The sequence below is a fragment of the Rhodococcus sp. 06-156-4 genome (assembly GCF_002259345.1).
GTDB lineage: Bacteria > Actinomycetota > Actinomycetes > Mycobacteriales > Mycobacteriaceae > Rhodococcoides > Rhodococcoides fascians_E.
In genome coordinates this window covers 461,083-485,539 of record NZ_NPGB01000018.1, presented here as the reverse complement: position 1 = coordinate 485,539, position 24,457 = coordinate 461,083, and the positions used below count along the sequence as shown (strand labels likewise).

General features: G+C 64.8%; 23 protein-coding genes. 18 read left to right on the top strand and 5 right to left on the bottom strand.

Annotated elements, in window-relative coordinates:
* Positions 1–5: 5 nt before the first annotated feature.
* The 3 genes from CH290_RS13035 to CH290_RS13025 form a co-directional block, all read right to left on the bottom strand.
* Positions 6–365 (bottom strand): NADH-quinone oxidoreductase subunit A, encoded by a 360-nt coding sequence (locus tag CH290_RS13035; RefSeq protein ID WP_019664150.1) that lies wholly within the window; start codon positions 363–365, stop codon positions 6–8.
* A gap of 196 nt (positions 366–561) precedes the next feature.
* Positions 562–969 (bottom strand): Rv3143 family two-component system response regulator, encoded by a 408-nt coding sequence (locus CH290_RS13030; RefSeq protein WP_019664149.1) that lies wholly within the window; start codon positions 967–969, stop codon positions 562–564.
* A 90-nt stretch (positions 970–1,059) separates the two neighbouring features.
* Positions 1,060–1,704: a CG0192-related protein gene (locus CH290_RS13025; protein WP_026347619.1), complete on the bottom strand. Its 645-nt coding sequence runs from the start codon at positions 1,702–1,704 to the stop codon at positions 1,060–1,062.
* 162 nt (positions 1,705–1,866) lie between these two features.
* Here CH290_RS13025 and CH290_RS13020 point away from each other — a divergent pair, with 162 nt between their 5' ends.
* The 7 genes from CH290_RS13020 (at position 1,867) to CH290_RS12990 (ending at position 12,474) form a co-directional block, all read left to right on the top strand.
* Entirely contained in the window at positions 1,867–2,046 is a 180-nt protein-coding gene (locus CH290_RS13020; RefSeq protein WP_019664147.1) for a hypothetical protein, read from the top strand.
* A 76-nt stretch (positions 2,047–2,122) separates the two neighbouring features.
* Complete coding sequence (locus CH290_RS13015) at positions 2,123–3,652, top strand: aldehyde dehydrogenase family protein (protein WP_051127718.1); 1,530 nt, start codon at positions 2,123–2,125, stop codon at positions 3,650–3,652.
* Between the two features lie 38 nt (positions 3,653–3,690).
* Positions 3,691–5,211 carry an APC family permease gene (locus tag CH290_RS13010; RefSeq protein ID WP_019664145.1) on the top strand — a complete coding sequence of 507 codons (1,521 nt, stop codon included), beginning with the start codon at positions 3,691–3,693 and terminating at the stop codon, positions 5,209–5,211.
* The gene (locus CH290_RS13005) at positions 5,208–6,761 is read left to right on the top strand and encodes a GMC family oxidoreductase (protein ID WP_033189621.1); all 1,554 of its coding nucleotides are present in this window, start codon (positions 5,208–5,210) and stop codon (positions 6,759–6,761) included. Before CH290_RS13010 ends, CH290_RS13005 begins: the two co-directional genes overlap by 4 nt.
* A complete protein-coding gene (locus tag CH290_RS13000) occupies positions 6,745–8,628 on the top strand; it encodes a putative nucleotidyltransferase substrate binding domain-containing protein (protein WP_033189622.1) in 1,884 nt (627 codons plus the stop codon). The genes CH290_RS13005 and CH290_RS13000 overlap by 17 nt, the downstream gene beginning before the upstream one ends.
* A gap of 23 nt (positions 8,629–8,651) precedes the next feature.
* On the top strand, positions 8,652–11,321 hold the full coding sequence (locus CH290_RS12995) for an MGH1-like glycoside hydrolase domain-containing protein (protein ID WP_033189623.1): 2,670 nt from the start codon (positions 8,652–8,654) through the stop codon (positions 11,319–11,321).
* A 49-nt stretch (positions 11,322–11,370) separates the two neighbouring features.
* Positions 11,371–12,474 carry an alcohol dehydrogenase catalytic domain-containing protein gene (locus tag CH290_RS12990; RefSeq protein ID WP_033189729.1) on the top strand — a complete coding sequence of 368 codons (1,104 nt, stop codon included), beginning with the start codon at positions 11,371–11,373 and terminating at the stop codon, positions 12,472–12,474.
* On the opposite strand, the gene CH290_RS12985 is transcribed toward CH290_RS12990, so the two are convergent.
* Positions 12,456–13,262 carry an ABC transporter ATP-binding protein gene (locus tag CH290_RS12985; protein WP_033189624.1) on the bottom strand — a complete coding sequence of 269 codons (807 nt, stop codon included), beginning with the start codon at positions 13,260–13,262 and terminating at the stop codon, positions 12,456–12,458. The two genes, CH290_RS12990 and CH290_RS12985, sit on opposite strands and share 19 nt — an antisense overlap.
* Before the next feature lie 116 nt (positions 13,263–13,378).
* Here CH290_RS12985 and CH290_RS12980 point away from each other — a divergent pair, with 116 nt between their 5' ends.
* The 8 genes from CH290_RS12980 (at position 13,379) to zwf (ending at position 20,299) form a co-directional block, all read left to right on the top strand.
* Positions 13,379–14,713: an OFA family MFS transporter gene (locus CH290_RS12980; RefSeq protein WP_019664139.1), complete on the top strand. Its 1,335-nt coding sequence runs from the start codon at positions 13,379–13,381 to the stop codon at positions 14,711–14,713.
* On the top strand, positions 14,710–14,826 hold the full coding sequence (locus CH290_RS31135) for an MFS transporter small subunit (protein ID WP_019664138.1): 117 nt from the start codon (positions 14,710–14,712) through the stop codon (positions 14,824–14,826). Before CH290_RS12980 ends, CH290_RS31135 begins: the two co-directional genes overlap by 4 nt.
* Before the next feature lie 73 nt (positions 14,827–14,899).
* On the top strand, positions 14,900–15,658 hold the full coding sequence (gene dapB / locus CH290_RS12975) for a 4-hydroxy-tetrahydrodipicolinate reductase (protein ID WP_196250056.1): 759 nt from the start codon (positions 14,900–14,902) through the stop codon (positions 15,656–15,658).
* Positions 15,659–15,662: 4 nt separating this feature from the next.
* Entirely contained in the window at positions 15,663–16,127 is a 465-nt protein-coding gene (locus CH290_RS12970; protein ID WP_020110224.1) for a hypothetical protein, read from the top strand.
* A gap of 16 nt (positions 16,128–16,143) precedes the next feature.
* On the top strand, positions 16,144–16,593 hold the full coding sequence (locus CH290_RS12965; protein ID WP_033189625.1) for a flavodoxin family protein: 450 nt from the start codon (positions 16,144–16,146) through the stop codon (positions 16,591–16,593).
* Between the two features lie 27 nt (positions 16,594–16,620).
* Positions 16,621–17,532, top strand: a complete 912-nt coding sequence (locus CH290_RS12960; RefSeq protein WP_033189626.1) for an alpha/beta hydrolase — start codon at positions 16,621–16,623, stop codon at positions 17,530–17,532.
* Between the two features lie 34 nt (positions 17,533–17,566).
* A complete protein-coding gene (locus CH290_RS12955) occupies positions 17,567–18,787 on the top strand; it encodes a winged helix-turn-helix domain-containing protein (RefSeq protein WP_019664133.1) in 1,221 nt (406 codons plus the stop codon).
* A gap of 57 nt (positions 18,788–18,844) precedes the next feature.
* Positions 18,845–20,299, top strand: a complete 1,455-nt coding sequence (zwf, locus tag CH290_RS12950) for a glucose-6-phosphate dehydrogenase (protein ID WP_019664132.1) — start codon at positions 18,845–18,847, stop codon at positions 20,297–20,299.
* Position 20,300: 1 nt separating this feature from the next.
* On the opposite strand, the gene CH290_RS12945 is transcribed toward zwf, so the two are convergent.
* Positions 20,301–20,762, bottom strand: a complete 462-nt coding sequence (locus CH290_RS12945; protein WP_019664131.1) for a toxin-antitoxin system HicB family antitoxin — start codon at positions 20,760–20,762, stop codon at positions 20,301–20,303.
* Between the two features lie 101 nt (positions 20,763–20,863).
* On the opposite strand from CH290_RS12945, the gene thyX reads away from it, so the two are divergent.
* The 3 genes from thyX to CH290_RS12930 all read left to right on the top strand — a co-directional run bounded on the left by thyX (position 20,864) and on the right by CH290_RS12930 (position 24,432).
* Positions 20,864–21,616 carry an FAD-dependent thymidylate synthase gene (gene thyX / locus CH290_RS12940; RefSeq protein ID WP_170947578.1) on the top strand — a complete coding sequence of 251 codons (753 nt, stop codon included), beginning with the start codon at positions 20,864–20,866 and terminating at the stop codon, positions 21,614–21,616.
* A gap of 72 nt (positions 21,617–21,688) precedes the next feature.
* Entirely contained in the window at positions 21,689–22,597 is a 909-nt protein-coding gene (dapA, locus tag CH290_RS12935) for a 4-hydroxy-tetrahydrodipicolinate synthase (RefSeq protein ID WP_019664129.1), read from the top strand.
* Positions 22,594–24,432: a ribonuclease J gene (locus CH290_RS12930; protein ID WP_026347614.1), complete on the top strand. Its 1,839-nt coding sequence runs from the start codon at positions 22,594–22,596 to the stop codon at positions 24,430–24,432. Before dapA ends, CH290_RS12930 begins: the two co-directional genes overlap by 4 nt.
* Positions 24,433–24,457: the final 25 nt, after the last annotated feature.

The window sequence follows — 24,457 nt, the reverse complement described above, 5'->3', positions numbered from 1 at the left end:
GCGGACTAATCCCAGCTCAAGCCGCCTCGACGCCATTCGTAGGCGTACGCGACGGCGGCGCTGACGATGAACATGCCCATTGCGAGAAGACCGAAGATGCCGAGCGCGTCGAAGTGAACAGCCCAGGGATAGAGGAAGACGATCTCGATGTCGAAGATGATGAACAGCATGGCCGTCAAGTAGAACTTGACGGGGTATCGGCCAGCTCCCATCGGCTGCGCGGTCGGCTCGATTCCGCATTCGTAGGCATCCAATTTGGCGCGGTTGTAGCGCTTGGGCCCGACAACTGCTGCGATGACGACGGACACGAGGGCGAAGGCGACTGCGACAGCGCCCAGGACCAGAATGGGGATGTACTCGTTCAACCTGTGTCGCCTCTCCGTGCCTGCCTTGTGAGCAAATGAGGAGTTCTGCCGACCAAGAGGTCCTTAGCCAACAGAAATTGTGAGCTGAAACACAGCCTACCGGTGCGATGCCCCGACTTGTCTCGGTTTTCGGCCAGTCGGATCGGCGTGTCGGTCGAAAAGTTGATCTTGCGCCGTCACGAGTCGGCGAAGGAAATCAGTTGTGACCGACAGATTTCGACGACGTGCGCAGTAAATCCGTCACTGCCCTCGTCAGAACGAACGGGTCGAGGGGTTGCGACACCGCAGCATCGGCGCCGGACCACTCGGCCAGCCACCTGTCGTCGGGGCGACCGGTGAGAACGACCAGCGGCGGGCAGTGTTCGATCTCGTCCCTCAGTTGTTTGGCGACACCCATCCCGCCGGCCGGCGCTGCCTCTCCGTCGAGGATCGCAAGGTCTATACCGCCTGCGTCGAGGTGATGCACCACCATGGGCTCGCTCGCGACCTCGAGGTATTCGACTTCCGGAAGCGATGGATCGGGGCGTCGTCCGATGGACGAGGTGACGTCGGCGCGCGTGTGCGCATTGCTGCTGTAGACGAGGATGCGCAGCGAGGCGGTCACGTGAGCGATGCTACGTCCGAACCATCGCCGTGGGTACGGTTCGGCAGAATTAGGTAAACCTTTGTCCGACAACGAGTCCGTAATCGTCTGTCAATCCTCGTGCGGCCTGATCCAGGCCAGGACGACGGGCTCGGACTGGCCGGGCCAGATGCCGGTCAGGGACGGGCCGGCTGCGGTCGATCGAGTGGTGTCGACGGCACGGACGAGGTCGATGCGCGTCGCCCCGGCGGTGATCGTCGTCGAGTCGTCGGAATCGATCGACGACACCGAGTCGAGGGCAGGTACCGGGGTGCCCGGGGTTCCGGTGCCGACGACTCGGGTGGTGACGGCCCGCTTCTCCGGCGGAGCCTCGTAGTCGTACTCCTCGTAGTCGTACACCAGGGCGGCCTCGGTTCCACCGGTCAGGATCGCAGTTACCAGCGCGGTCACGTACACCGGATCGGCCACACCGTCGTACGCCCATCTCGTTCCGAGGACCGAGTGCTCCATCGTCGTCACGAGGGCGTCGTCGGACCCGGGCCACGGTGCGCCGCGGTACGTGAGCGGGACCTGCAGTACTCGGCCGCCGGTCGAGATCAAGAATGTCTCGATCCCGACGGCACCGGCGGGATCGTCGAATCTGTACGCGCCGAGGATGTCGACATCCGTGCTGCTCGTCCAAGGACGCGACGGTAGCCAGGCGCGGAGAGCGTCGCGCTTGCTCGGCGTCAACTCTGCGGCGTGAATGATGGCCATGACGTGCACGCTACCTGCATGCCTGCGTTCCATTCAGTATCGATGTGTAACGGTTCGAGTCGTTGGACTGATTAACCATGCAACTCCGGAGCGCGGTGCCGCAGACCCCCGACTCGGCACCGCACCGGAGCCCTGAACCCCGGACGAGCTGCGAGGAAGCCCATGCACGATCATGTGACAGCCCAGTTTCCGCACGGCGACGGGCCCAGCGAGGACGTGTTGAACGAGTTCGGAGTCAGTCGTCAGGCATTCGTCGGCCGACTGCGCGAAATTCTGCTCCGTAATCCTCCCGCGGCACTCGACGACGTCGACGTCGCACGGGTGCTCGCAGCCTGCTCCTGACGGCACTGGCACACGAAGACCCCTCGCGGGCTTACGGTTGATCACGAGTCATCCGGTCAGCGAGAAGGAGTCCGACGTGCCCACCTCCGGAAACGAAGCACTCGATACAGCGAATCTGCGCCCGTCGTTGTGGATCGACGGACGATGGACGGAGTCGTCCGACGGGGGCACCCGGGAGATCGTCGATCCGTCGAACGGAAGCGTTGTCGTCGTCGTCGACGAAGCGACGCCCGCGGACGCGCGAGACGCTGTCACGGCGGCGCGTCGAACCTTCGACGACGGCGCCTGGCCGGCAACGGCTGTCTCCGAGCGGGCAGCGCTGCTGAGTACGATCGCGGATCTCCTGCAACGGGACAAGGAGCAACTCGCGCACCTGGAAACCGTCGACACCGGTAAAACGTTGGCCGAGAGCCGAATCGACATCGACGACGTGACATCGGTGTTCCGGTACTACGCGGAACTCGCGGCGGTGCACAGCGACCGGCTCGTCGACGTCGGACGGCCCGAAATTCTCAGCCGCGTCGTGCACGAGCCGATCGGTGTGTGCGTCATGATCGCGCCGTGGAACTATCCGCTTCTGCAGATCTCCTGGAAGATCGCACCGGCGCTGGCGGCCGGGTGCACGATGGTGCTCAAGCCCAGCGAAGTGACCCCGCTCAGCACCATCGCGTTCGCCAAACTGGTCGAAGAGGCAGGGGTGCCTGCGGGTGTGGTCAACCTCGTGCAGGGAAGCGGGGCCGTACTCGGTGAGGCGTTGACGACCGATCCGGACGTCGACTTCATCTCGTTCACCGGGGGACTGGCGACGGGCCGAACGATCCTGGCGGCGGCGGCCGCGAACGTGACCAAGGTTGCCGTCGAGCTGGGCGGAAAGAACCCGCACATCGTGTTCGCCGATGCACTCGTCGACGACGACGCGTTCGCGAACTCCGTGGATCATGTGTTGACCGGGGTGTTCCTGCACTCGGGGCAGGTGTGTTCTGCCGGGACCCGGCTGATCATCGAGGAGTCGGTAGCGGACCGATTCGTCGCTGCACTCGCCGAACGCGCGGGCCACATCACGATGGGATCGGGCCTGGACGAGAACTCCGAGACCGGACCGCTCGTGTCGGAGGCGCAGCTGAAGAAGATCGAGGGCTTCGTCGAACTGGGGATTTCCGAAGGTGCCGAGCTCGTCGTCGGCGGCAGACGGCCCGAGGATCCGCGCCTTGCTGCCGGCAGCTTCTTTCTGCCCACGGTGTTCGACAGATGCGATCGCTCGATGAAAATCGTGCAGGACGAGACGTTCGGGCCCATACTCACTGTTGAGCGTTTCACGACCGAGGAGGACGCGTTGCGTCTCGGCAACGACACGAACTACGGTCTCGCGGCGGGTGTCCGAACGTCGGACAGTGCGCGGGGCGAACGTATGGTGCGCGGATTGCGGCACGGAACGGTGTGGCTCAACGACTTCGGCATCTACACTGCTGCGGCCGAATGGGGCGGATTCAAACGATCCGGAAACGGTCGAGAACTGGGCCCGTCCGGATTGTCCGAATATCAAGAAGCCAAGCATATCTGGCACAACACCTCGCCCACGGCGGCCGGGTGGTTCAGCACCCCCTGAGATTCCACGAGTTCTGCCGGACGAAAGGCAGTACGAGTATGACAGTCGATTCCGACAGCGGCATGGACGATTTCGGTTACAAGGAATCGCTCGATCGAAGTCTGGGAAAGTTCGCCAGCTTCGCCGCAGGTGTGAGCTACATATCGATTCTGACCGGCACGTTCCAGCTGTTCTACTTCGGGTTCGGTACGGCCGGGCCCGCCTACCTGTGGTCGTGGCCTGCAGTGTTCGTCGGGCAACTCTGCGTCGCACTGTGTTTCATGGAGCTCGCCGCCAAATATCCGGTCGCGGGATCGGTCTACAACTGGGCCAAGCTTCTGGGGCGGCGCATCGTGGGGTGGTCTGCGGGCTGGTTGATGCTGACGGCGTCGATCGTCACGCTGTCGGCCGTGGTTCTCGCGTTGCAATTGAATCTTCCGCGAATCTGGACCGGTTTCCAGATCATCGGCGACGGCAGCGGAGACAACGATTTCGCGACCAACGCAGTCCTGTTGGGCGCAATCATGATTGCGATCACCACGACCATCAACGCGCTGGGTGTCAAGTTGATGGCAATGATCAACAGTGCCGGTGTGTTCATCGAGTTGATTGCCGCAGTGCTGATCGCCGTCATTCTCGCGGCCAACATCACACGAGGCCCCGAGGTCTTCTTCTCCACCAACGGATACGGAGCAGGTGAGAGCGGCGGCTTCCTTGCCGCGTTCCTCGTCGCATCTCTTGCGTCCGGCTACGTCATGTACGGATTCGACACCGCGTCGTCGCTCGGCGAGGAAACCGTCGAGCCCAGACGGACGGCACCGAAGGCGATTCTGCGCGCCATTCTCGCGTCGTTCGTCATCGGCGGGGCGATTCTCGTGTTCGCGGTGATGGCAGCCCCCGACCTGGAGGATCCCTCGCTCGGCAGCCCCGAGGGAAGTCTTCAGTCGATAGTCGAATCGGTGATGTGGGGTCCCCTCGGCACGGTCTTCCTGATCTGCATCGTCGTCGCCGTCGTCGTCTGCTCACTGGCCGTCCACACCGCAGCGATCCGTCTGACGTTCGCGATGGCGCGCGACAACGCATTGCCGTTCGGCGAGAGCCTGGCCAAGGTCAATCCGAAGACCCAGACTCCGGTCGTGCCTGCCGTGACGATCGGCGTGCTGGCCATCGCGATCCTCGTCGTCAACGTCGGTCAGCCGCAGATCTTCACGGTGCTGACGTCGATCGCGATCATCATGATCTACCTCGCGTATCTGATGGTGACCGGTCCGCTGCTCGTCAAGCGGTTCAAAGGAGAATGGCCACCGAAGGACCTGAAACCCGGCGGCTACTTCACGATGGGCAGAGCCGGCCTGATCGTCAATCTGGTCGCCGTCGTATGGGGAGCAGGCATGGCCTTGAATCTGGCGTGGCCGCGCGTCGCGGTGTACGGCAGTCCCTGGTACAACACGTGGGGTGCGTTCGTCTACATCGGTGTGATTCTGGTGCTGGGTCTGGCCTGGTACGGAACGACGGGTCGTCGCCACATCGGTACGTTGAAGTCACATGCATCCACCGGTGAGGAGAGGAGTCCGTCGTGACGGACGCGGCATTCGATTACGTCATCGCAGGAGGCGGTACCGCAGGGTGTGTTCTCGCAGCGAGACTGAGCGAGGATCCGTCCGTGACCGTGTGCCTCGTCGAGGCTGGTCCGTCCGATGTGGGCGACGACAGCATTCTCGACCTGTCGCAGTGGATGCACCTGTTGGATTCCGGTTACGACTGGGACTACCCCGTCGAACCACAGGAGCGGGGCAACAGTTTCATGCGCCATGCCCGGGCGAAAGTGCTCGGAGGGTGTTCGTCGCACAACTCCTGCATCGCATTTCACCCGCCCGCGCAGACGCTGGACGACTGGGAAGCCGCGGGCGCAACGGGGTGGGGAGCGAAGGACGTGCTGCCGTTGGTGGCGCGAGTGGAGAACAACGACACCGGACGCGGTCACGACGGGCCCGTGCGCATCCGCGACATTTCTCCCGTGGATCCCTGCGGGACAGCGGTTCTGGAGTCCGCTGCCGAGGTCGGTCTGCCCACCGTGCAGTTCAACCGCGGTGACACCGTCATCGACGGTGCCGGGTGGTTTCAGATCAACGCAGGCGAGGACGGCACGCGCATGTCCACCTCACACGCGTATCTGCATCCGATTCTGGACTCACGCCCCAATCTCGAGGTTCGGACTCACAGCTGGATCAGCGAGATTCTGATCGACGACGCACTCACCGCAACCGGGATCCGCTGCCAACGACCTGATCTGACGGGGTACGACACGATCACCGCGCGCCGCGAAGTCATTGTCACAGCAGGCGCGATCGACACACCGAAACTGCTCATGTTGTCCGGCATCGGACCCGCGGATCATCTGCGCTCCATGGGAATCGATGTGCGAGTCGACTCGCCCGGTGTCGGTGAAAATCTCGACGACCACGTCGAAGGCCTCGTCTTCTGGGAAGCGTCACGGCCCATGGTGACGACGTCCTCGCAGTGGTGGGAAATCGGTATCTTCGCCGCGACCGAACCGAACCTCGACTACCCCGACGTCATGATGCACTACGGCAGCGTGCCGTTCGACATGAACACCCTCCGCTGGGGATACCCGACGACCGACAACGGATTCTGTCTGACTCCCAACGTGACTCAGGGCCGGTCGCGGGGCACGGTACGCCTACGGAGCCGTGACTTCCGGGACCGCGCGAAAGTGGACCCCCGATACTTCACCGACCCGGACGGACACGACGACGCAGTCATGCTCGCCGGCCTGAAGCTGGCGAGGAAGATCGCCGCGCGAGGGCCGCTGTCGTCCTGGATCGAACGTGAACTCGCTCCAGGACCCGACGCCGTGACCGACGACGACCTGCTCGAGTACGTGCACAAGACACACAACACCGTCTATCACCCGGCGGGCACCGCACGGATGGGGTCCGCCGCAGACGTCACGGCGGTGCTCGACCCGGAATTGAGGGTCAAGGGCGTACGCAACCTGCGTGTGGTGGATGCATCGGCGATGCCCAAGTTGCCCTCGGTCAACCCGAACATCACCGTCATGACCATGGCAGAGAAATGCGCGGACCTGATCCGTGGACGACACAGCTGACTTCCTCGCCCGCTACCCTCCGTTCCGGACCGCGACGCCCGGAGAATTGGGCGCGCTGAGCGCCGAGGCCCGGAGCGTCGAGTACCCCACCGGGGCAATCATTCTCGACGTCGACATGCGCGACGTCGATTCGGTGTGGGTGGTCCGACGCGGTCGGGTCGTCATTCTGCAGCCGGACGACACGGCGCTCACGGCCGTTCCCGTCGACACGGTCGACGTCGGCGGTGTGTTCGGGTTCTCGGCCATGTTGACCGGATCGACGTTCGGCTTCGTCGCTCGTACGACGGAACCGAGCGTCGTCGTCCAGCTGCCCGGGACGCTCATGCGCCCGCTGTTCTCCGAACCCGCGGGCCTGGCGTTCCTTGCCGAGGCGGTGACCACCGCCAATGCGGCTGTGGCTGGTCCGACCGACCGAACCACACGCAGAACCGTCGGCGACCTGGTGTCCGGTCCAGCGATCGTCGTCGATGCGGACACAACGGTTCGCGACGCAGTGCGGGCCATGACCGAACGCGGGGCATCGTGCGTACTGGTGCAGCTGGGCCGTGGCCGCTACGGGATCTTCACCGACCGCGATCTCCGCATCCGAGTCGTCGCCGCCGACATCGGCGTCGACACACCGATCTGCGCCGTCATGACCGCACCTGCCGAGACCGTCACCGCCGACCGATTAGCTGCCACCGTGCTGGTGGACATGCTGGATCGAGGTCTGCGGCACATGCCGGTGCTGTCGGGGCGAGGCGAGATGATCGGCGTCATCGAGGACTCCGAACTGCATGCGGCGTCGACCCGGCGGAGCTTCGTGCTGCGACGATCGGTTGCGCTTGCCACGACCACGGGCGAGCTGATCGACGCTGCTCGGAGAATTCCCGGTCTCGCGATCGACCTGTTCCGTGGTGGGACGGAACCGACTGCGGTGAGCGCCATCCTCTCGGTCGTCCTGGACAGCGTCGTCCGACGCGCGCTCGAGCTCGAGCGGGGAACAGACCCCGAAGTTCCGCGGTCCGACGTCGCATGGTTGACGCTCGGCAGCGTCGCACGTCGGGAAGCGATGCCGTCCTCGGACGTGGACAGCGCCATGTCCTGGTCCGATCTACTGCCCGATCCGTCGGGCGGAGGGCGAACCCGGGACACCGCGCTGATGGACCTCGCTGCGCGAGTGCATCTGACCCTTGCCGCATGCGGTCTACCGGCCGACTCGAACGGTGCAGTGGCGAGCTCGCCGAGGTTTGCGAGATCGGCGACCCAATGGCAATCCGCGGCGGGACACTGGCTGAGCAACCCCTTCGGTGACCGGGGCAATCCGTCGTTGGATTCGGGCCTGATCATGTCGTCTCTACTCGTCGACGGGCGAGTGGTGTGGGGAAATCCCGAACTGCACACGGTGCCCGACGTGTACCGCACGATGGCCGCGGATCATCCCGACGCGCTTCGACTTCAACTGCGCGACGCACTGGCCGGGCGTGCCCGGCTTCGATCGCTGCGTGACGTACTGGCGCGACGAGGCGGCACGTTCGATCTCAAGGCACACGCGATCACGCCGATCGTCAATCTTGCGCGGTGGGGCGGCCTGTCCGTCGGGCTGGCCTCCGCGTCCACCCCGGCGAGACTGGCGGCGGCGTCGGGAAACGGGTTTCTGGCCGATCGCGACGTCGACATTCTGACCGAGGTGTTCACTCTGTTGCAGCGCCTGCGGCTGGGACATCAGATCGAACAGCTCGAAGCAGGCCTTGCGCCGGGAGACGTACTCGTCATGGGAGAGCTCTCCGCGATCGAACGCAGTGTGCTCGGAGACGGCGTCCGCGAGATCGCAGCGGTTCAGCGACGTGTGGGATATCTCGCGAGCAACGTCGGCGTGCGTCCGTGACGTCGAGATAGCAGACTGGGCGTGTGACCGACGACGCTGACACACCTTCGACCGCCGAACACTCACGCCTTGCCGAATCGCCCGGTGTGTCGGGCCCGTGGCGCCAGTGGGGTCCCTACCTGGCGGGACGACAGTGGGGGACGGTGCGCGAGGATTACTCGGCCGACGGCGATGCGTGGCAGTCGTTCCCCTTCGACCAGGCGCACGCCCGGGCCTACCGCTGGGGCGAGGACGGATTGGGCGGAATCAGCGACCGCTTCGGCTTTCTCAACTTCGCCTTCGCATTGTGGAACCGCAAGGACCCGATTCTCAAGGAGCGGCTGTTCGGGCTGACCAACGGCGAGGGGAACCACGGCGAGGACGCCAAGGAGTACTGGTGGGTCGTCGACGGCACTCCGACCCATAGTTGGATGCAGTGGCTCTACCGTTACCCGCACGCGGAATATCCGTACCGGCAGTTGCGTGAGGAGAACGCGGCACGCGGGCGAGACGAACGCGAATACGAACTGTCCGACACCGGAATTCTGGACGGCAACCGCTTTTTCGACGTCCAGGTGACCTACGCCAAGGCGTCGCCGGACGACATGTGCATCGTCATCTCGATCACCAATCACGGACCGGACGCGGCGTCGGTCGACTTGCTTCCCCATCTGTGGCTACGCAACACCTGGGCGTGGGGCCGCGACGACAGGGCCGGGATGCTCCGAGTCGTCGAAGCGCCGGAACTGCAGGTCGGTGGGGTGACTGCCGTCGAGGCCGAGCACGGATTCCTCGGCAAGTACTATCTGAGCGCCGAGGGCCACCCCGAAGTCCTGTTCTGCGACAACGAAACCAACGCGGCCGAACTGTGGGGTCAGGAGAACCGCTCCGCGTTCAGCAAGGACGGAATCGGCCGACGTGTCGTCGGTGGTGACGTGGAGGCGGTCAACCCGGAGAAGTCCGGCACGAAGTCGGCGTTCTGGTTCTCGTTCGACGACATCGCATCCGGTGCGACGGTGGAGGTCAAGCTCCGACTCTCGACGAGGATTCCCGACGAGCAGACATTCGGACGCGGATTCGACGCCGTCGTGGCGGACCGACGTGCCGAGGCGGACGAGTTCTACTCCACCGTCATCGGACCCGAACTCGACGAGCAGGATCGGCACGTGGCGAGACGCGCCTACGCGGGCCTGCTGTGGACCAAGCAGCTCTACCGCTACGACGTCGAACAATGGCTCGAAGGCGACCGGGTGGGCGAGCCTGCACCGGAATCGCGTCGGGGTCCCGGTGGTCGCAACACTCATTGGCGTCACCTTGCTCTCGCCGACGTCATCTCGATGCCCGACGAGTGGGAGTATCCGTGGTTCGCCGCGTGGGACCTTGCGTTCCACACGATTCCGCTCGCGCACGTCGACCCGGATTTCGCGAAGGAACAACTCGTGCTCATGTGCCGCGAGTGGTCCATGCATCCCAACGGCCAACTGCCCGCCTACGAATGGGAGTTCGGTGACGTCAACCCGCCGGTACATGCATGGGCAGCGTGGCACGTCTATCGGATCGACGGTTACCGGGACCGTGAGTTCCTGGTTCGCGTGTTCACCAAGTTGCTGCTGAACTTCGCCTGGTGGGTCAACCGCAAGGACTCCGAGGGATCGAACATCTTCGAGGGCGGGTTTCTCGGGATGGACAACATCGGGTTGTTCAATCGATCCGCACCTCTTCCGCCGGGGTTCCGGCTCGAGCAATCCGATGCCACCAGTTGGATGGCGTTCTACTGCCAGCAGATGTTCAAGATCGCGTTGGAGCTCGCGCGGCACGACAGTGCCTGGGACGACGTGGCGACCAAGTTCTTCGCGCACTTCCTGTCGATTGCGAAAGCTGTGAAATCGTTCGGATCGCAGCATATTTCGCTGTGGCACGAGGAAGACGGATTCTTCTACGACGTCCTCGTTCCGCCCGAGGGTGACGCTGTCCCGCTGCGCGTGAGATCGATGGTGGGCCTTTTGCCGATCCTGGGGGCGACGGAGATTCCGTCGTGGGTGGAGGACGAGTGCCCGGACCTGACGGCGCGGCTCCGGTGGGTGCAGCGACGCAGGCCGGAGATGATCAGTCCTCTGCTCGCACGCAAGGACGGAGACGAAGTACGGGTGCTGCTCTCGCTCGTCGAACCGGAGCGTCTCAAGCGTGTGCTGGCCAGAATGTTCGATTCCGAGGAGTTCCTGTCGCGGTTCGGCATACGTTCACTGTCTGCTTCCTACCGCGACGGAGTCACGTACGAGATCGACGGCCGGAGCCTGTCGATCGAGTACGAGCCGGGGGAGTCCCGCACCGGGATGTTCGGCGGCAACTCGAACTGGCGCGGGCCCATCTGGTTCCCGGTCAACGTCCTGCTGGCCGACAAGTTGCGGGCGTACGGACGGCACTACGGCGACTCCTTCACCATCGAGATTCCCACCGGGTCGGGGAACCACTGCACCCTGACCGACGCCGCGGATCTCATCGACAACGGTCTGGCTGCTCTGTTCCGGCCCGTCGACGGGAAACGACCGGCCGACGGGGATCGCATCGAGTCCAGTGACGACCCTCTGTGGAGTGTGCACCCGACGTTCAACGAGTATTTCGACGGCGACACCGGGGAGGGGCTCGGAGCGTCCCACCAGACCGGCTGGACCGGATTGGTCGCGCACCTGCTGCGGCCCCGCCTTCCCCTGTGAGTACTCGAGTAGGGCAGGGCGCGCATTTCCGCTCACCTAGAGTGTGGGAATGAAGATCCGCGGCGCAGTTCTCGAGGAAATCGGACGACCACGGCCATTCGCCGAGTCGAAGCCCATCTCCATCTCCGAGCTGGATCTGGCTCCACCGGGTCCGGGGGAAGTGCTCGTGCGGATCGAAGCAGCCGGGCTCTGCCACTCGGACCTGTCCGTCGTCGACGGCAACCGAGTTCGCCCGGTACCGATGCTGCTCGGCCACGAGGCCGCGGGCCGAGTCGAGACCGTCGGGGACGGTGTCGACGATCTGCCCGTCGGGACCCGAGTGGTCATGACGTTTCTGCCGCGATGCGGAGATTGCGCAGGATGTCTGACCGACGGCCAGATGCCCTGCATCCCGGGCAGTGCCGCCAACAACGCCGGCACCCTGCTGGGCGGTGGAGCCAGGTTGGACCGAGCCGGGTCGGAGGTGAAACACCACCTCGGCGTCTCCGGCTTCGCGACCCACGCCGTTGTCAGTCGCAAGTCCGTCGTCGCTGTCGACGACGACATCCCGGCCGATGTCGCGGCAGTGCTCGGCTGCGCGGTACTCACCGGAGGAGGGGCGGTGCTCAACGCCGGCCGACCGCGGCCGGGGCAATCGGTGATGGTGATCGGGCTCGGCGGCGTCGGAATGGCCTCGATCCTGACCGCCGTGTCGGTGGGGGCAGGTGAGGTGATCGGCGTCGACGGTGTGCCGGACAAACTGGCCGTTGCCCGTGAACTCGGTGCAACACAGACGTTCTCGCCCGCAGAGCGAGAAGAACGCGGCGTCAAGGCCGACATCGTGATCGAGGCGGCCGGCAACGCGCGTGCATTCGAAGCCGCGGTAGCGGCGACGGCTCCGGGCGGTACGACGGTCACCGTCGGACTACCCGCGCCCGACGCCCGGTCGTCGATCTCCCCGTTGGGTCTCGTCGCCGAAGCACGCACGATCATCGGCAGTTACCTGGGCTCGGCGGTGCCGTCGCGGGACATCCCGCTCTACGCCCAGATGTGGCGCGAGGGACGGCTTCCGGTGGAGAAGCTCATCAGCTCACGGATCGGGCTGGCCGACGTCAATCGCGGAATGGACGAGTTGGCCGACGGCAAAGCCATCCGTCAGGTGATCACGTTCTGAACGGCGGTTGCCACCCACCGGCCGCTTCGACGGTCGATCTCGATGGGGTGATCGAAGCACGCGCTGATGTTGGCTGTGGTGATCACCTCGTCGACGGCCCCGCTCGCCGTGATCCGACCGTCCCGGATGAGGACGGCATGCGTCGTCGACGTCGGGATCTCCTCCAGATGGTGCGTCACCAGAATGCTTGCGAGCGAGGGGTGTTGGCGTCGCAAACTGTCGACCGCGGTCAGAAGCTGTTCGCGTGCAGCGAGGTCGAGTCCGGTGGCGGGTTCGTCGAGCAGTAACAGCGCGGGGTCGGCCAGTAGTGCGCGTGCGATGAGTGCGCGTCCCCGCTCGCCTTGAGAGAGCGTGTACCACGGTGACGAGGATCGGTTCTCGACGCCGAGGGACTCGATCAGGCCTTGCGCGCGCGACATCTCGCCGTCCGACGGCGACCATCGGGGGATCAGATCCGGAGTGTTCGTCAGCCCGGTGAGCACGGCCTGTATCAGTGTCAGTGACGGTTCCATGTTCAGACGCGGGTCGACGTGGCCTATGTGCGTGCGGAGTTCGCGCATGTCCACCCGACCCAGCCGATGCCCGAGGACGTGCACGGTGCCGTGCGTGGGATGAACGAACGCCCCGAGAAGGCTCAACAACGTGCTTTTACCTGCGCCGTTCGCGCCGAGCAATACCCAGTGCTCGCCTTCGGCGATGCTGACGGACGCGTCGCGCAGCAGGAAGCGACCGTTTCGAACCAGGTCGACGTGATCCGCTCGGAGAACGGCACCGGTTTCGTCACTCACCTTCAGGACGCTAGCGCCGTCGGTCGGACCCGGTGTGATCGGCCCCCGGGGTGTGATGTTTGACTCACCCAAGTCAGTGGAAAGTTGTACTAGTTGCCACCGAACAAGGGATCTCGATGACTCTCGCGATACTCGAACGATCACGCATCGTTGCCACCCCGGAATGGAGCCGATGGCTCATCCCACCCGCAGCACTGTCGATCCATCTGGCGATCGGATCCGCATACGCGTGGAGCGTCTTCAAGAACGCCATCTCCGCACCCACCGCCATGGATCTCAGCGGCACGGTCACGGCCATACCGTTCCAGCTCGCCATCGTCATGCTCGGTCTGTCCGCAGCCGTTTTCGGCACCAGGGTGGAGAAGAACGGGCCCCGCTGGGCGATGACCGTGTCCCTGATCTTCTTCGTGAGCGGACTGTTGCTGTCCGCCTTGGGAATGAGCCTCGACCAGTTCTGGCTGGTGATCTTCGGGTACGGGTTCGTCGGCGGCATCGGACTCGGCATCGGGTACATCTCGCCGGTCTCGACGCTGATCAAATGGTTCCCGGACCGGCCAGGGATGGCGACGGGTATCGCGATCATGGGCTTCGGTGGCGGTGCCCTCATCGCGTCACCGTTGACCACCCAGTTGCTTTCGGGCTTCGGTGGTTTCACCGACGCGTCGATCGCACAGACGTTCCTGGTGCTGGCCGTCGGCTACGCCGTGTTCATGGCGCTGGGGGTCGTCCTGATCAGAGTGCCGGCCGACGACTGGAAACCCGCAGGCTGGAACCCCTCGGCGTCGTCTCCGTTGGTCGCGACTCACAACGTGTCGGCGGCGAACGCGGTCAAAACGCCTCAGTTCTGGCTGCTGTGGATCGTGCTGTGTTTCAACGTGACCGCGGGAATCGGCATTCTGGAGCGCGCGTCGGGGATCTACCAGGACTTCTTTCCCGACGCCACCTCCCCGGAATCACTTGCGGCTGCTGCAGCCGGTTTCGTGGCCTTCCTGTCGCTGACCAACATGATCGGACGGTTCGTGTGGTCGTCCGTGTCCGACCTGGTCGGCCGCAAGAACATCTACCGCCTCTACCTCGGCGTCGGCGCGCTGCTGTATCTCTACATCGCACTGTTCACCAACTCCAACAAGGTCCTGTTTCTCGTCTCGGCGCTGCTCATTCTGTCCTTCTACGGCGCGGGATTCGCGACGATGCCCGCGTATCTGAAAGACATGTTCGGCACCTACCAGGTCGGCGCCATCCACGGTCGGTTGCTGACGGCGTGGTCGGTCGCAGGTGTCCTCGGTCCGCTGATCGTCAACGCCATCGCCGACGCCGGAGAGGACGGTCAGGTCGGCCGCTACCTACCGGCGTTCTACGTGATGATCGCCCTGCTCGCCATCGGATTCGTCGCGAACGAACTGATCAAGCCCGTGAACTCGAAGTACCACGAACCGGAGGTCGACGCATGAACTCGACACGTCAGCACACCGTCATGATCGTGGCCTGGCTGTGGGTGACCGTGCCGTTCGTTTACGGGCTCTACGAGCTGATCCTCAAAGCCAAGAATCTCTTCGGCAGCTGAGTGGTCTGCGTTCGCAGGTCGTCAGTAGGCTTCACACGACCAATCGTGTCGGTGAGAAGAGAGTGGAGCAGACGTGAGTTCAGAAGCACCTATCCGAGTCGGCGTACTGGGTGCCCGCGGCAAGGTGGGCCAGGCGATCTGCGCCGCTGTCGAGGCTGCGTCGGACCTCGACCTGGTCGAGACCGTCGACGCCGGTGACCCGCTCTCGCTGTTCGTCGACTCGGCCACCCAGGTGGTCGTCGACTTCACTCATCCCGACGTCGTCATGCCCAACCTGCAGTTCCTCGTGGAGAACGGAATCCACGCCGTCGTCGGAACCACCGGGTTCGACGAGGAACGGCTCGCGTCGGTGACGGGGTGGCTGGGGTCCTCGCCTCGGACCGGTGTGCTGATCGCCCCCAACTTCGCCATCGGAGCAGTCCTTACCATGCGCTTCGCGGAGCAGGCCGCACGCTTCTTCGACTCGGTCGAGGTCATCGAGCTGCACCACCCGAACAAGGCCGATGCGCCCTCGGGAACCGCCTATCGCACTGCGGAACTCATCGCAAAAGCACGCGCGAAGGCAGGGACCCCGAAGAGCCCCGATGCCACCACGGTGGAGTTCGACGGTGCCCGCGGCGCCGAGGTGGACGGAGTTCGCGTCCACTCGATCAGGCTCGCCGGTCTGGTCGCGCATCAGGAAGTTCTGCTCGGCACCCTCGGCGAGACACTGACGATCCGTCACGACTCGCTCGATCGCACGTCGTTCGCGCCGGGCGTCCTGCTGGGGGTCCGCGAGATCGCCGGACGGCCGGGGCTGACCGTCGGACTCGATTTCTTCCTCGATCTGTAAGACCATGAACAAAGCGACGAAAGTCCTGCTGACCATCGGCGTGATGGTGTTGATTCTCGGGTTCTACTTCTACCTTCTCGGAACCCGCGGAATCTCCCTCGTCCAGACGGGCGGACCGGTCAACATCGGGCTCGGCATCGGAGTGCTCCTCCTCCCGATCATCGGCGTCTGGATCGTCGGGGCAACCCTCAAAGCCGGATTCGACCATCAGCACCTGGCGCAACGCGTCGACGACGAGGGCCTCGAACTGGACGTGACGGACCTGCCGCGCATGCCCTCGGGCAGGATCTCCCGGGAGGCAGCGGACGAGCTGTTCCAGACGATCAAGGCCGAATGGGAAAAGGACCCGGACAACTGGCGTAACTCCTACCGACTGGCGAGGGCGTACGACTACGCGGGGGACCGAGGTCGGGCGCGCGAGACCATGAAGCGAGCTGTCGCGCTCGAGCGCCAGGAATCCTCGTCATGACGGCGACCCCGAACTGATGGCAACCCTCCTCGTCGTGCACCACACGCCGTCGCCGCCGACGCGGGAGCTGCTCGAGGCCGTCCTCGCCGGTGCAGCCGACCCCGCCATCGAGAATGTCACCACCCGGGTCGTGCCCGCGTTGGCAGCAACAGTGCCGGATGTTCTCGCAGCCGACGGATTCCTCTTCGGAACACCGGCGAATCTGGGATACATGTCGGGGGCGCTCAAACACTTCTTCGACACCACCTACTACCCGTGCCTGGACGCAGTTGCCGGTCGGCCCTACGGGCTGTGGGTCCACGGCAACAACGACACGGCCGGTGCCACTTCCGCTGTCGAGAAGATCGCGACCGGATGGAGTCTGGACAAGGTCGCCCAACCGCTCCGGATCACCTCGGTGGACAGAACTGCGCGGGAGAAGTGTTACGAACTCGGCGCAACCGTGGCCGCGACTCTGATGAACTGACTGGGTCTTTCGCCTAGTCTGGCACGCGTGACCGGTGACCGATATGCGAGGTTCCTGCCCGAGAAGTATCGGCCGAACGAACAGCCGGTCTCGACGAGATGGCAGTGGCGCGACTCCGACGTTCACATCGTCCGTGCCGGCGATGCGCACGCGGCGCTGAAGGTGCTCGCCGTCCACGGCGCGGGCGGACATTCCGGTGCGCTGTGGCCGTTCGCGGCGCTGGCAGCAACCCGGGGCGCGGAAGTGTTGTTTCCCGACATGCCGTTGTACGGCCGCACCGCAGTCCCGGATCCGGGAAGCGTCACGTACGAGGACTGGATCGACATGATGTGCGATCTCGTCCTGGCGGAACGACGGCGAGATCCGAGGCCGCTGGTGCTGTTCGGCGCCAGCATGGGCGGCATGCTGGCCTACGAGGTCGCCGCGCGTACCGGCGAGGTCGCCGATGTCGTCGCGACGTGTCTGCTCGATCCGTCCGACCCACAGGCGCGTTCGGCGGCAGCGCGGTTCGGTTTCCTCGGCGGACCGTCACCGGCGCTGCTGAAGCTCGGCGCTCGGCTGTCCCGCCGTACGAGTCTACCGATCCGATGGTTGATCGACATCGACAACATGAGCGCCGATCCGGAGTTGTCGGCGCTGTGCGCATCCGATCCGTTGGGCGGGGGAGTGTCGGTACCCCTCGGCTTTCTGAGCAGCTTCTTCTCGTTCGAGCACACGCCGCCGCAGACGTACCGCGGTCCCCGGGTGACGCTGGTCCATCCCGCCGAGGATCGGTGGACTCCGCCGGAGATCAGCGTTCGATTCCTCGAGCGCATCGCCGCCGACACGACTCTGGTGTACCTCGACGGGTGCGGGCACTTTCCGATCGAGGAACCAGGCCTGTCGCAGCTCGTGTCGACGATGGAGGACCTCGCCCGGACGCACGGCTGGCAGAGCTGATCGATCTGTCGGACCTTCGTGGCAGGGTGGGGCCATGCGCGAGATGAGTGCCGCGATGGCGAAGCGTACGGCCCTGGCGGCTCAAGGTCTGGCGTCCCCTCATCGTGTGACGGAGCGGGGCGCGTCGTCGAGGGCGGTGCACAAGGTCATCGAACGAAATCGGTTACTGCAGATCGATTCGGTGTCCGTGCTCGTTCGTGCCCACTACGCGCCACTGTTCAGTCGGGTCGGAAAGTACGACCGATCGGTGCTCGACGCCGCAGCGTGGACCGACACCGCGCGCACGCCGCGCAGGCTCGTCGAGTACTGGGCGCACGAGGCTGCCCTGGTGCCGGTCGAGGACTGGCCACTGTTTCGCTGGCGCACCGAGCTGTACGCGCACGGGCGTTGGGGTGGTGCACACACCGTTCTGGAGCGTAATCCGTCTCTGTCGCAGGACATCCTGGATGTCTTGAGAGATGCGGGGCCGTCGAGCGCCGGGGACATCGAGCGAGTCCTCGACTCTCCGCGTCCCGGTCGAAAAGGCCCGTGGTGGGACCGCAGTGACGTGAAAGTGGTCGTCGAGCAACTGTTCGCTGCGGGTGTGGTGTCGGTCGCCACCCGCAGCGGATTCGTCCGGCGATATGACCTGGTCGAGCGTGTCGTACCCGAACATGTTGCAGCGCAGGTGGTGTCGGAACCCGACGCCGTACGGCAGTTGGTCGCACAGTCGGCGTCGGCGCTCGGAATCGGAACGGAGCCCGATCTCCGTGACTACTATCGCTTGTCTCAGAAGCAGACGAAGGCCGCCATTGTCGATCTCGTCGAGGACGGCACACTGGAACCTGTCGCGGTCCGGGGCTGGGGAGCGACGGCATACCTCCACGCCGATGCCAGAACCCCCAGAGCGGCAACAGGATCGGCGCTACTGTGCCCGTTCGACCCGATGATCTTCTTTCGTCCCCGCGTCGAGCGGATCTTCGATTTCCACTACCGCATCGAGATCTACACACCCCAGCACAAGCGAGTGCACGGGTATTACGTGTTCCCGTTCCTGATGGACGGGGACCTCGTGGCCAGGGTCGACCTGAAGGGCGACCGTGCGGCGTCGCAACTGCAGGTCCTCGGAGCGTTCGTCGAAGGGGACCGCGATCCCGGACCCATCGCCGATCGACTCGTTCCGCACTTGCGGGAGATGGCCGAATGGCTCGAACTCGAATCGGTGGTGGTCGGTGAACGCGGGGACCTCGTGGGTGCACTCTCCCGCGCGCTCTGAGACGAGGATCAGCGCCTCGGCCTGCGAGATGGGAGTATCGGTGCCACTATCTTCACTGTGACGACGTCGGCCACCGCGCCCAAGAGTGAACTCCCTCCGCAGGTCGTGGTGCTCTTCGGTGCCACCGGTGATCTGTCCAAACGCAAGCTGCTGTCCGGAATGATGCACCTGGCGCTGTCCGATCTCGCCCCGCGCATCCGCGTCGTCGGGACCTCGCTCGAGGAGATGTCCAGCGACGAGTTCCGGCAGATGGCGCTCGAAGCGATCGACGAGTTCTCCAGCCGGAAAGTGTCGGACGAGCAGTGGCGGCAATTCGCCGGAAAACTCAGTTACGTATCCCAGAAGGCGGGGCCGGCGGCGCTCGCCGAGGCCGTCGCCCGCGCCGAGATGGAACTCGGACCGGGGACTCGGAAGCTGCACTACCTGTCCGTGCCACCGAAGGCCGCGCTGGCCGTCGTCGAGATGCTCGGCGCGGCAGGATTGGTCAAGGGGTCTCGCATCATCATGGAGAAACCCTTCGGTACCGACCTGGCCAGTGCCATCGAACTGAACGCCACCGTGCACGAGACGTTCGACGAGGACCAGATCTTCCGGATCGATCACTTCCTGGGAAAGGAACCGGCACAGAACATTCTGGCGTTCAGATTTGCGAACGGCTTGTTCGAACCTATCTGGAATCGTAATTTCATCGACCACATCCAGATCGACATCCCGGAGAAGCTGGCGCTCGACGGACGCGCGAACTTCTACGAGTCGACGGGCGCCTTCAAGGACATGGTGGTCACGCACCTGTTCCAGGTCCTTGCGTTCATGGCGATGGAACCTCCGACGGCCCTCGAACCACGCGCGATCGGTGAAGAGAAGAACAAGGTGTTCCGGTCGATGAAGCTGCTCGATCCCCGCAAGGTGGTTCGCGGACAGTACGCGGGTTACCTGACCGAACCCGGAGTGTCGCCGGATTCCGACACCGACACCTTCGTCGCGCTGCAGTGCGAGATCGACAACTGGCGTTGGGCCGGAGTGCCGTTCTACCTACGGACGGGCAAACGCATGGCGGAAGGCCAGCGCATCATCTCGATCGCGTTCCGCGAGCCACCGAAAAGTATGTTCCCTGCCGGGTCCGGCGTCGGCGCCCACGGCCCCGACCACCTCACGTTCGACCTGGCCGACGCCTCGAAAGTGTCTTTGTCGTTCTACGGCAAACGCCCAGGCCCCGGCATGCGTCTGGACAAGCTGAGCATGCAGTTCGCGATCGGCGAGACCGAGCGCGTCGGCGACGTACTCGAAGCCTACGAGCGGCTGATACTGGACGCCATGCACGGCGATCACACGCTGTTCACCACGGCCGAAGGGATCGAACGACTGTGGGAGGTGTCCGCGCCGCTGCTCGCGGATCCGCCCCCGGTTCGTCAGTACACACCGGGATCATGGGGGCCCAACGCAATCCACCAGCTGATTGCACCCAACGCCTGGCGGCTGCCCTTCGAACGGGCGTGGCGCGAACGACCGTGAATCAGAAGGGGCGGTCCTTGCGCATCTGATCACGCAGCGCTCCCTGAACTGCCTGCGAAAGCCACGAGTTGAGCGACACGCCGTTCATCGATGCGGCTTCCTCCGCGCGTTCCTTCACCTGCTCGACCACCCGCAGCGTCACCCGGCGCATCTCGCCGGTGACGTCGTCCATCGTCGGATAGTCCTCGGCGGCGGCGCGATCGTCCGGCGTGCCGGTGTCGGGTGCCACGGTGACATCGGCTACCGCCTGCGTCCCGGCGATGCGCACATGCACCGTCGGGCCGTTCAGCTGTGCGGTGACCTCGTCGGCGAAGTCGGACAGCGCTTGCAGCAGCATGAGCCTGGCCGACGCCTGCGCCGCGGATCCGAGTGCCTCGGCGGTCTTCCTGGTGTGTTCGTCGCCGAGCGCTGCCGCGGCGAGTAGATCGGCTCGAAGGGACGAGGTGTACGTGTCGAGTTCCATGACGCCATTGTGGCGTCAGAAACGGCGTCATGCAAGGCGTCAGTGTGACGCATCGATAGTGTTCGGGTGTATCGGTGCAGCTCGAGCAAAGGAAAACCGACGTGTCGAAGACGGTGTCACTGAAGGTGCAGTTGGTCGCGAAGACCGATTTCGTGCCACCGGAGGACATTCCGTGGGAGACCGACGCCGACGGCGGCCAAGCGCTTGCCGAGTTCGCGGGCCGGGCGTGCTACCAGAGCTGGTCCAAACCCAATCCTCGGACCGCGACCAACGCGTCCTACCTCCGGCACCTGCTCGACGTCGGACACCTCTCCGTTCTCGAACACGCGTCGGTGAGCTTCTACATCACCGGGATCTCGCGCTCGTGTACCCACGAGCTGATCCGTCACAGGCACTTCTCCTACTCCCAGCTCTCGCAGAGATTCGTACCCGAGCGTGAGGCCAAGGTGATCGTGCCTCCGGCCATCAACGGTGATCCGGAGCTGGAAGCGCTTTTCCTGGAGGCGACGGAACAGAGCCGGGCAGCGTACGTCGAGCTTCTCGGCGCACTCGAACAGAAGTTGGACGGCGTGACCGGCGCCGCTCTACGTGGTAAGCAGGCTCGGCAGGCCGCGCGTTCGGTACTTCCCAACGCCACCGAGACCAAGGTCGTCGTCACCGGTAACTACCGAGCCTGGCGTCACTTCGTGGCGATGCGCGCATCCGAGCACGCCGACGTCGAAATTCGCCGTGTCGCCGTGGAATGCCTGCGGCAACTGACCACCGTCGCACCCGACGTGTTCGGTGACTACGAGATCGCGACGCTGCCCGACGGCTCGGAAGTAGCGCACAGTCCGTTCGTCACCGAGGTGTGATGCCACGCCACGGAAGTGAACTCCCGTCCCACCGGCAGGTAGGGCTCCGCGTACCGGGTAGCCTTTCTGACCATGACATACGGTGATGCCGCTCCTCGAGGACTACCGGCGTTCGGCACGGTGCTCACCGCAATGGTGACGCCGTTCACGGCCGACGGAAAGCTCGATGTCGACGCCGGAGTCCGGTTGGCACACCACCTGGTGGAGCAAGGCCACGACGGCTTGGTTCTGGCCGGCACGACCGGAGAGTCGCCGACCACCACCGAGAACGAGAAGCTCGAACTGATGCGGGCCGTCATCGCCGCGGTGGGCCATCGTGCACGGATCATCGCCGGTGCCGGAAGCAACGACACGGCGCACAGCGTCCAACTGGCTCGCGATGCCGCGCGCGCAGGTGCGCACGGCCTGCTCGTCGTGACGCCGTACTACTCGCGCCCGCCTCAGGCCGGGCTGTACGCCCATTTCACCGCGGTCGCCGACGCGACCGACCTGCCCGTCATGCTGTACGACATTCCACCCCGGTCGGTCGTACCCATCGAGACGGACACGTTGCGTCGCCTGTCCGAGCACCCGAGAATCATCGCGGTGAAGGACGCCAAGGGCGACCTGAACGCGGGCGCGGAGCTCATCGCGACCACCGGCTTGCAGTTCTACTCGGGCGACGACCCGCTCAATCTGCCGTGGCTGTCCGTCGGTGCCACCGGATTCGTCAGCGTCATCGGACATCTCGTTCCCGCACGCCTGCGGGAACTGCACTCCGCGTTCATGGTCGGCGACGTCGCCCGCGCCCGCGCCATCAACGCAAGCCTCATCCCCGTCATTCGATCGGTAGCGCGCCTCGGTGGCGTCACCGCATCCAAGGCCGGGCTGCGCCTCATCGGACTCGACGTCGGTGATCCCAGACTTCCCCAGGTGCCACCGAGCATCGACCAAATCGAATTGCTCGCAGCAGATCTGCGGGCAGCAGGAGTCCTTGTATGAGTAGACCAGCACGTTCACGAGGCCGCGCAACCCGAAGCGCGGGCCCCCCTGCGGAACGGCCGGCGCAGCCTGCCAAATCCGCAGGAAAACCTGTGGTGCAGAATTCCGCGCGCACACAGCGCCCGGACACCCGCCGTGAGGTCGATCCGACCGACCGCCTCGGGACGCCGCCGAAGGCCCCGTTCAAGGGCCTCCGCATCGTCGCCCTCGGCGGAATCGGTGAGATCGGTCGCAACATGACCGTGTTCGAGCATCAGGGCAAACTCCTGATCATCGACTGCGGCGTCCTGTTCCCCGAGGACCAGCAGCCAGGGGTCGACCTGATCCTGCCCGACTTCCGGCACATCGAGAACCGAATGGCCGACGTCGAAGCCGTCGTCCTCACCCACGGCCACGAAGACCACATCGGCGCGGTCCCGTTCCTGCTCCGGTTGCGGCCCGACCTGCCCGTCATCGGCTCCAAGTTCACGTTGGCCCTGGTCGCAGCCAAATGTCGCGAGCACCGCCTGCGCCCGAACCTCGTCGAGGTCATCGAAGGCCAGAAGACCAAGCACGGGCCCTTCGAATGCGAGTACTTCGCCGTCAACCACTCGATTCCCGACGCGCTCGCCATCGCGATCCGCACCGACGCCGGTCTCGCGCTGCACACCGGCGACATCAAGCTCGACCAGCTGCCGCTCGACGGCCGACTCACCGACCTCGCAGGTTTCTCCAGGCTGGGCGACGAGGGCGTCGATCTGTTCCTCGTGGACTCCACGAACGCCGAGGTGCCTGGATTCGTCACGCCCGAGCGTGAGATCGGTGGCGTACTCGACACCGTCATCGGCAAGGCCAAGCAGCGAGTCATCGTCGCGTCGTTCGCGAGCCACGTGCACCGCATCCAGCAGGTCATCGACGTCGCCGAGCGATACAACCGTCGCGTCGCATTCGTCGGTCGGTCGATGGTGCGGAACATGCAGATCGCCCAGGATCTCGGCTACCTGCGGGTGCCCGACGGCCTGGAGGTGAACATCGACACCGCAGCGACGCTCCCCGACGATCGCCTGGTGCTGATCTCCACCGGTTCACAGGGCGAGCCACTGTCGGCATTGTCGCGCATGGCCCGTGGTGAGCACCGTCAGATCAACGTCAAGGCCAATGATCTGGTGGTTCTCGCGTCGTCGCTGATTCCCGGCAACGAAAACTCCGTCTTCGCGGTCGTCAACGGCCTCGCCAAGCGCGGCGCGACCGTCGTGACCCAGCAGAACGCCAAGGTCCACGTTTCGGGCCATGCATCCGCGGGTGAGCTGCTCTACCTCTACAACGCGGTGCGCCCCACCAACGCGATGCCCGTGCACGGCGAATGGCGACACCTGCGCGCCAACGCTGCACTCGCCAAAGCCACCGGTGTCGCCGAGGACCGTGTCGTTCTGGCCGAGGACGGCGTCGTCGTCGACATGGTCGACGGACTGGCCCGCATCGTCGGTCAGGTGCCCGTCGGTCACGTTTACGTCGACGGCCTGTCCGTCGGAGACGTCGGCGATTCGACCCTGTCCGACCGCCTCGTGCTCGGTGAGGGTGGATTCATCGCCATCACCGTGGCCGTCGATTCGACGACCGGCCGTGCCATCACGACTCCCGAGGTGTCCGGTCGCGGCTTCTCCGACGATCCGGCTGCGCTCAAGGAAGCGGCTCAGCTCGTCGAAGCGGAACTGCAGAGACTGGCGTCCGACGGGGTCACCGACACCCACCGCATCGCGCAGGCAGTTCGCCGCGTGGTCGGTCGGTGGGTTGCCGACAAGTACCGTCGCAAGCCGATGATCGTCCCGACCGTCATGGCGGTCGGCCAGAAGTAGCGTCGTACGACACTTCGTACGATCT

What these genes read in the sequence shown, in the direction of transcription:
- CH290_RS13025 (WP_026347619.1), bottom strand. Translation starts at nt 1,704, where the DNA reads ATGGCCATCATTCACGCCGCAGAGTTGACGCCGAGCAAGCGCGACGCT.
- CH290_RS13020 (WP_019664147.1), top strand. Translation starts at nt 1,867, where the DNA reads ATGCACGATCATGTGACAGCCCAGTTTCCGCACGGCGACGGGCCCAGC.
- CH290_RS13010 (WP_019664145.1), top strand. Translation starts at nt 3,691, where the DNA reads ATGACAGTCGATTCCGACAGCGGCATGGACGATTTCGGTTACAAGGAA.
- CH290_RS12990 (WP_033189729.1), top strand. Translation starts at nt 11,371, where the DNA reads ATGAAGATCCGCGGCGCAGTTCTCGAGGAAATCGGACGACCACGGCCA.
- CH290_RS12980 (WP_019664139.1), top strand. Translation starts at nt 13,379, where the DNA reads ATGACTCTCGCGATACTCGAACGATCACGCATCGTTGCCACCCCGGAA.
- CH290_RS31135 (WP_019664138.1), top strand. Translation starts at nt 14,710, where the DNA reads ATGAACTCGACACGTCAGCACACCGTCATGATCGTGGCCTGGCTGTGG.
- CH290_RS12970 (WP_020110224.1), top strand. Translation starts at nt 15,663, where the DNA reads ATGAACAAAGCGACGAAAGTCCTGCTGACCATCGGCGTGATGGTGTTG.
- CH290_RS12965 (WP_033189625.1), top strand. Translation starts at nt 16,144, where the DNA reads ATGGCAACCCTCCTCGTCGTGCACCACACGCCGTCGCCGCCGACGCGG.
- CH290_RS12955 (WP_019664133.1), top strand. Translation starts at nt 17,567, where the DNA reads ATGCGCGAGATGAGTGCCGCGATGGCGAAGCGTACGGCCCTGGCGGCT.
- CH290_RS12945 (WP_019664131.1), bottom strand. Translation starts at nt 20,762, where the DNA reads ATGGAACTCGACACGTACACCTCGTCCCTTCGAGCCGATCTACTCGCC.
- dapA (WP_019664129.1), top strand. Translation starts at nt 21,689, where the DNA reads ATGACATACGGTGATGCCGCTCCTCGAGGACTACCGGCGTTCGGCACG.
- CH290_RS12930 (WP_026347614.1), top strand. Translation starts at nt 22,594, where the DNA reads ATGAGTAGACCAGCACGTTCACGAGGCCGCGCAACCCGAAGCGCGGGC.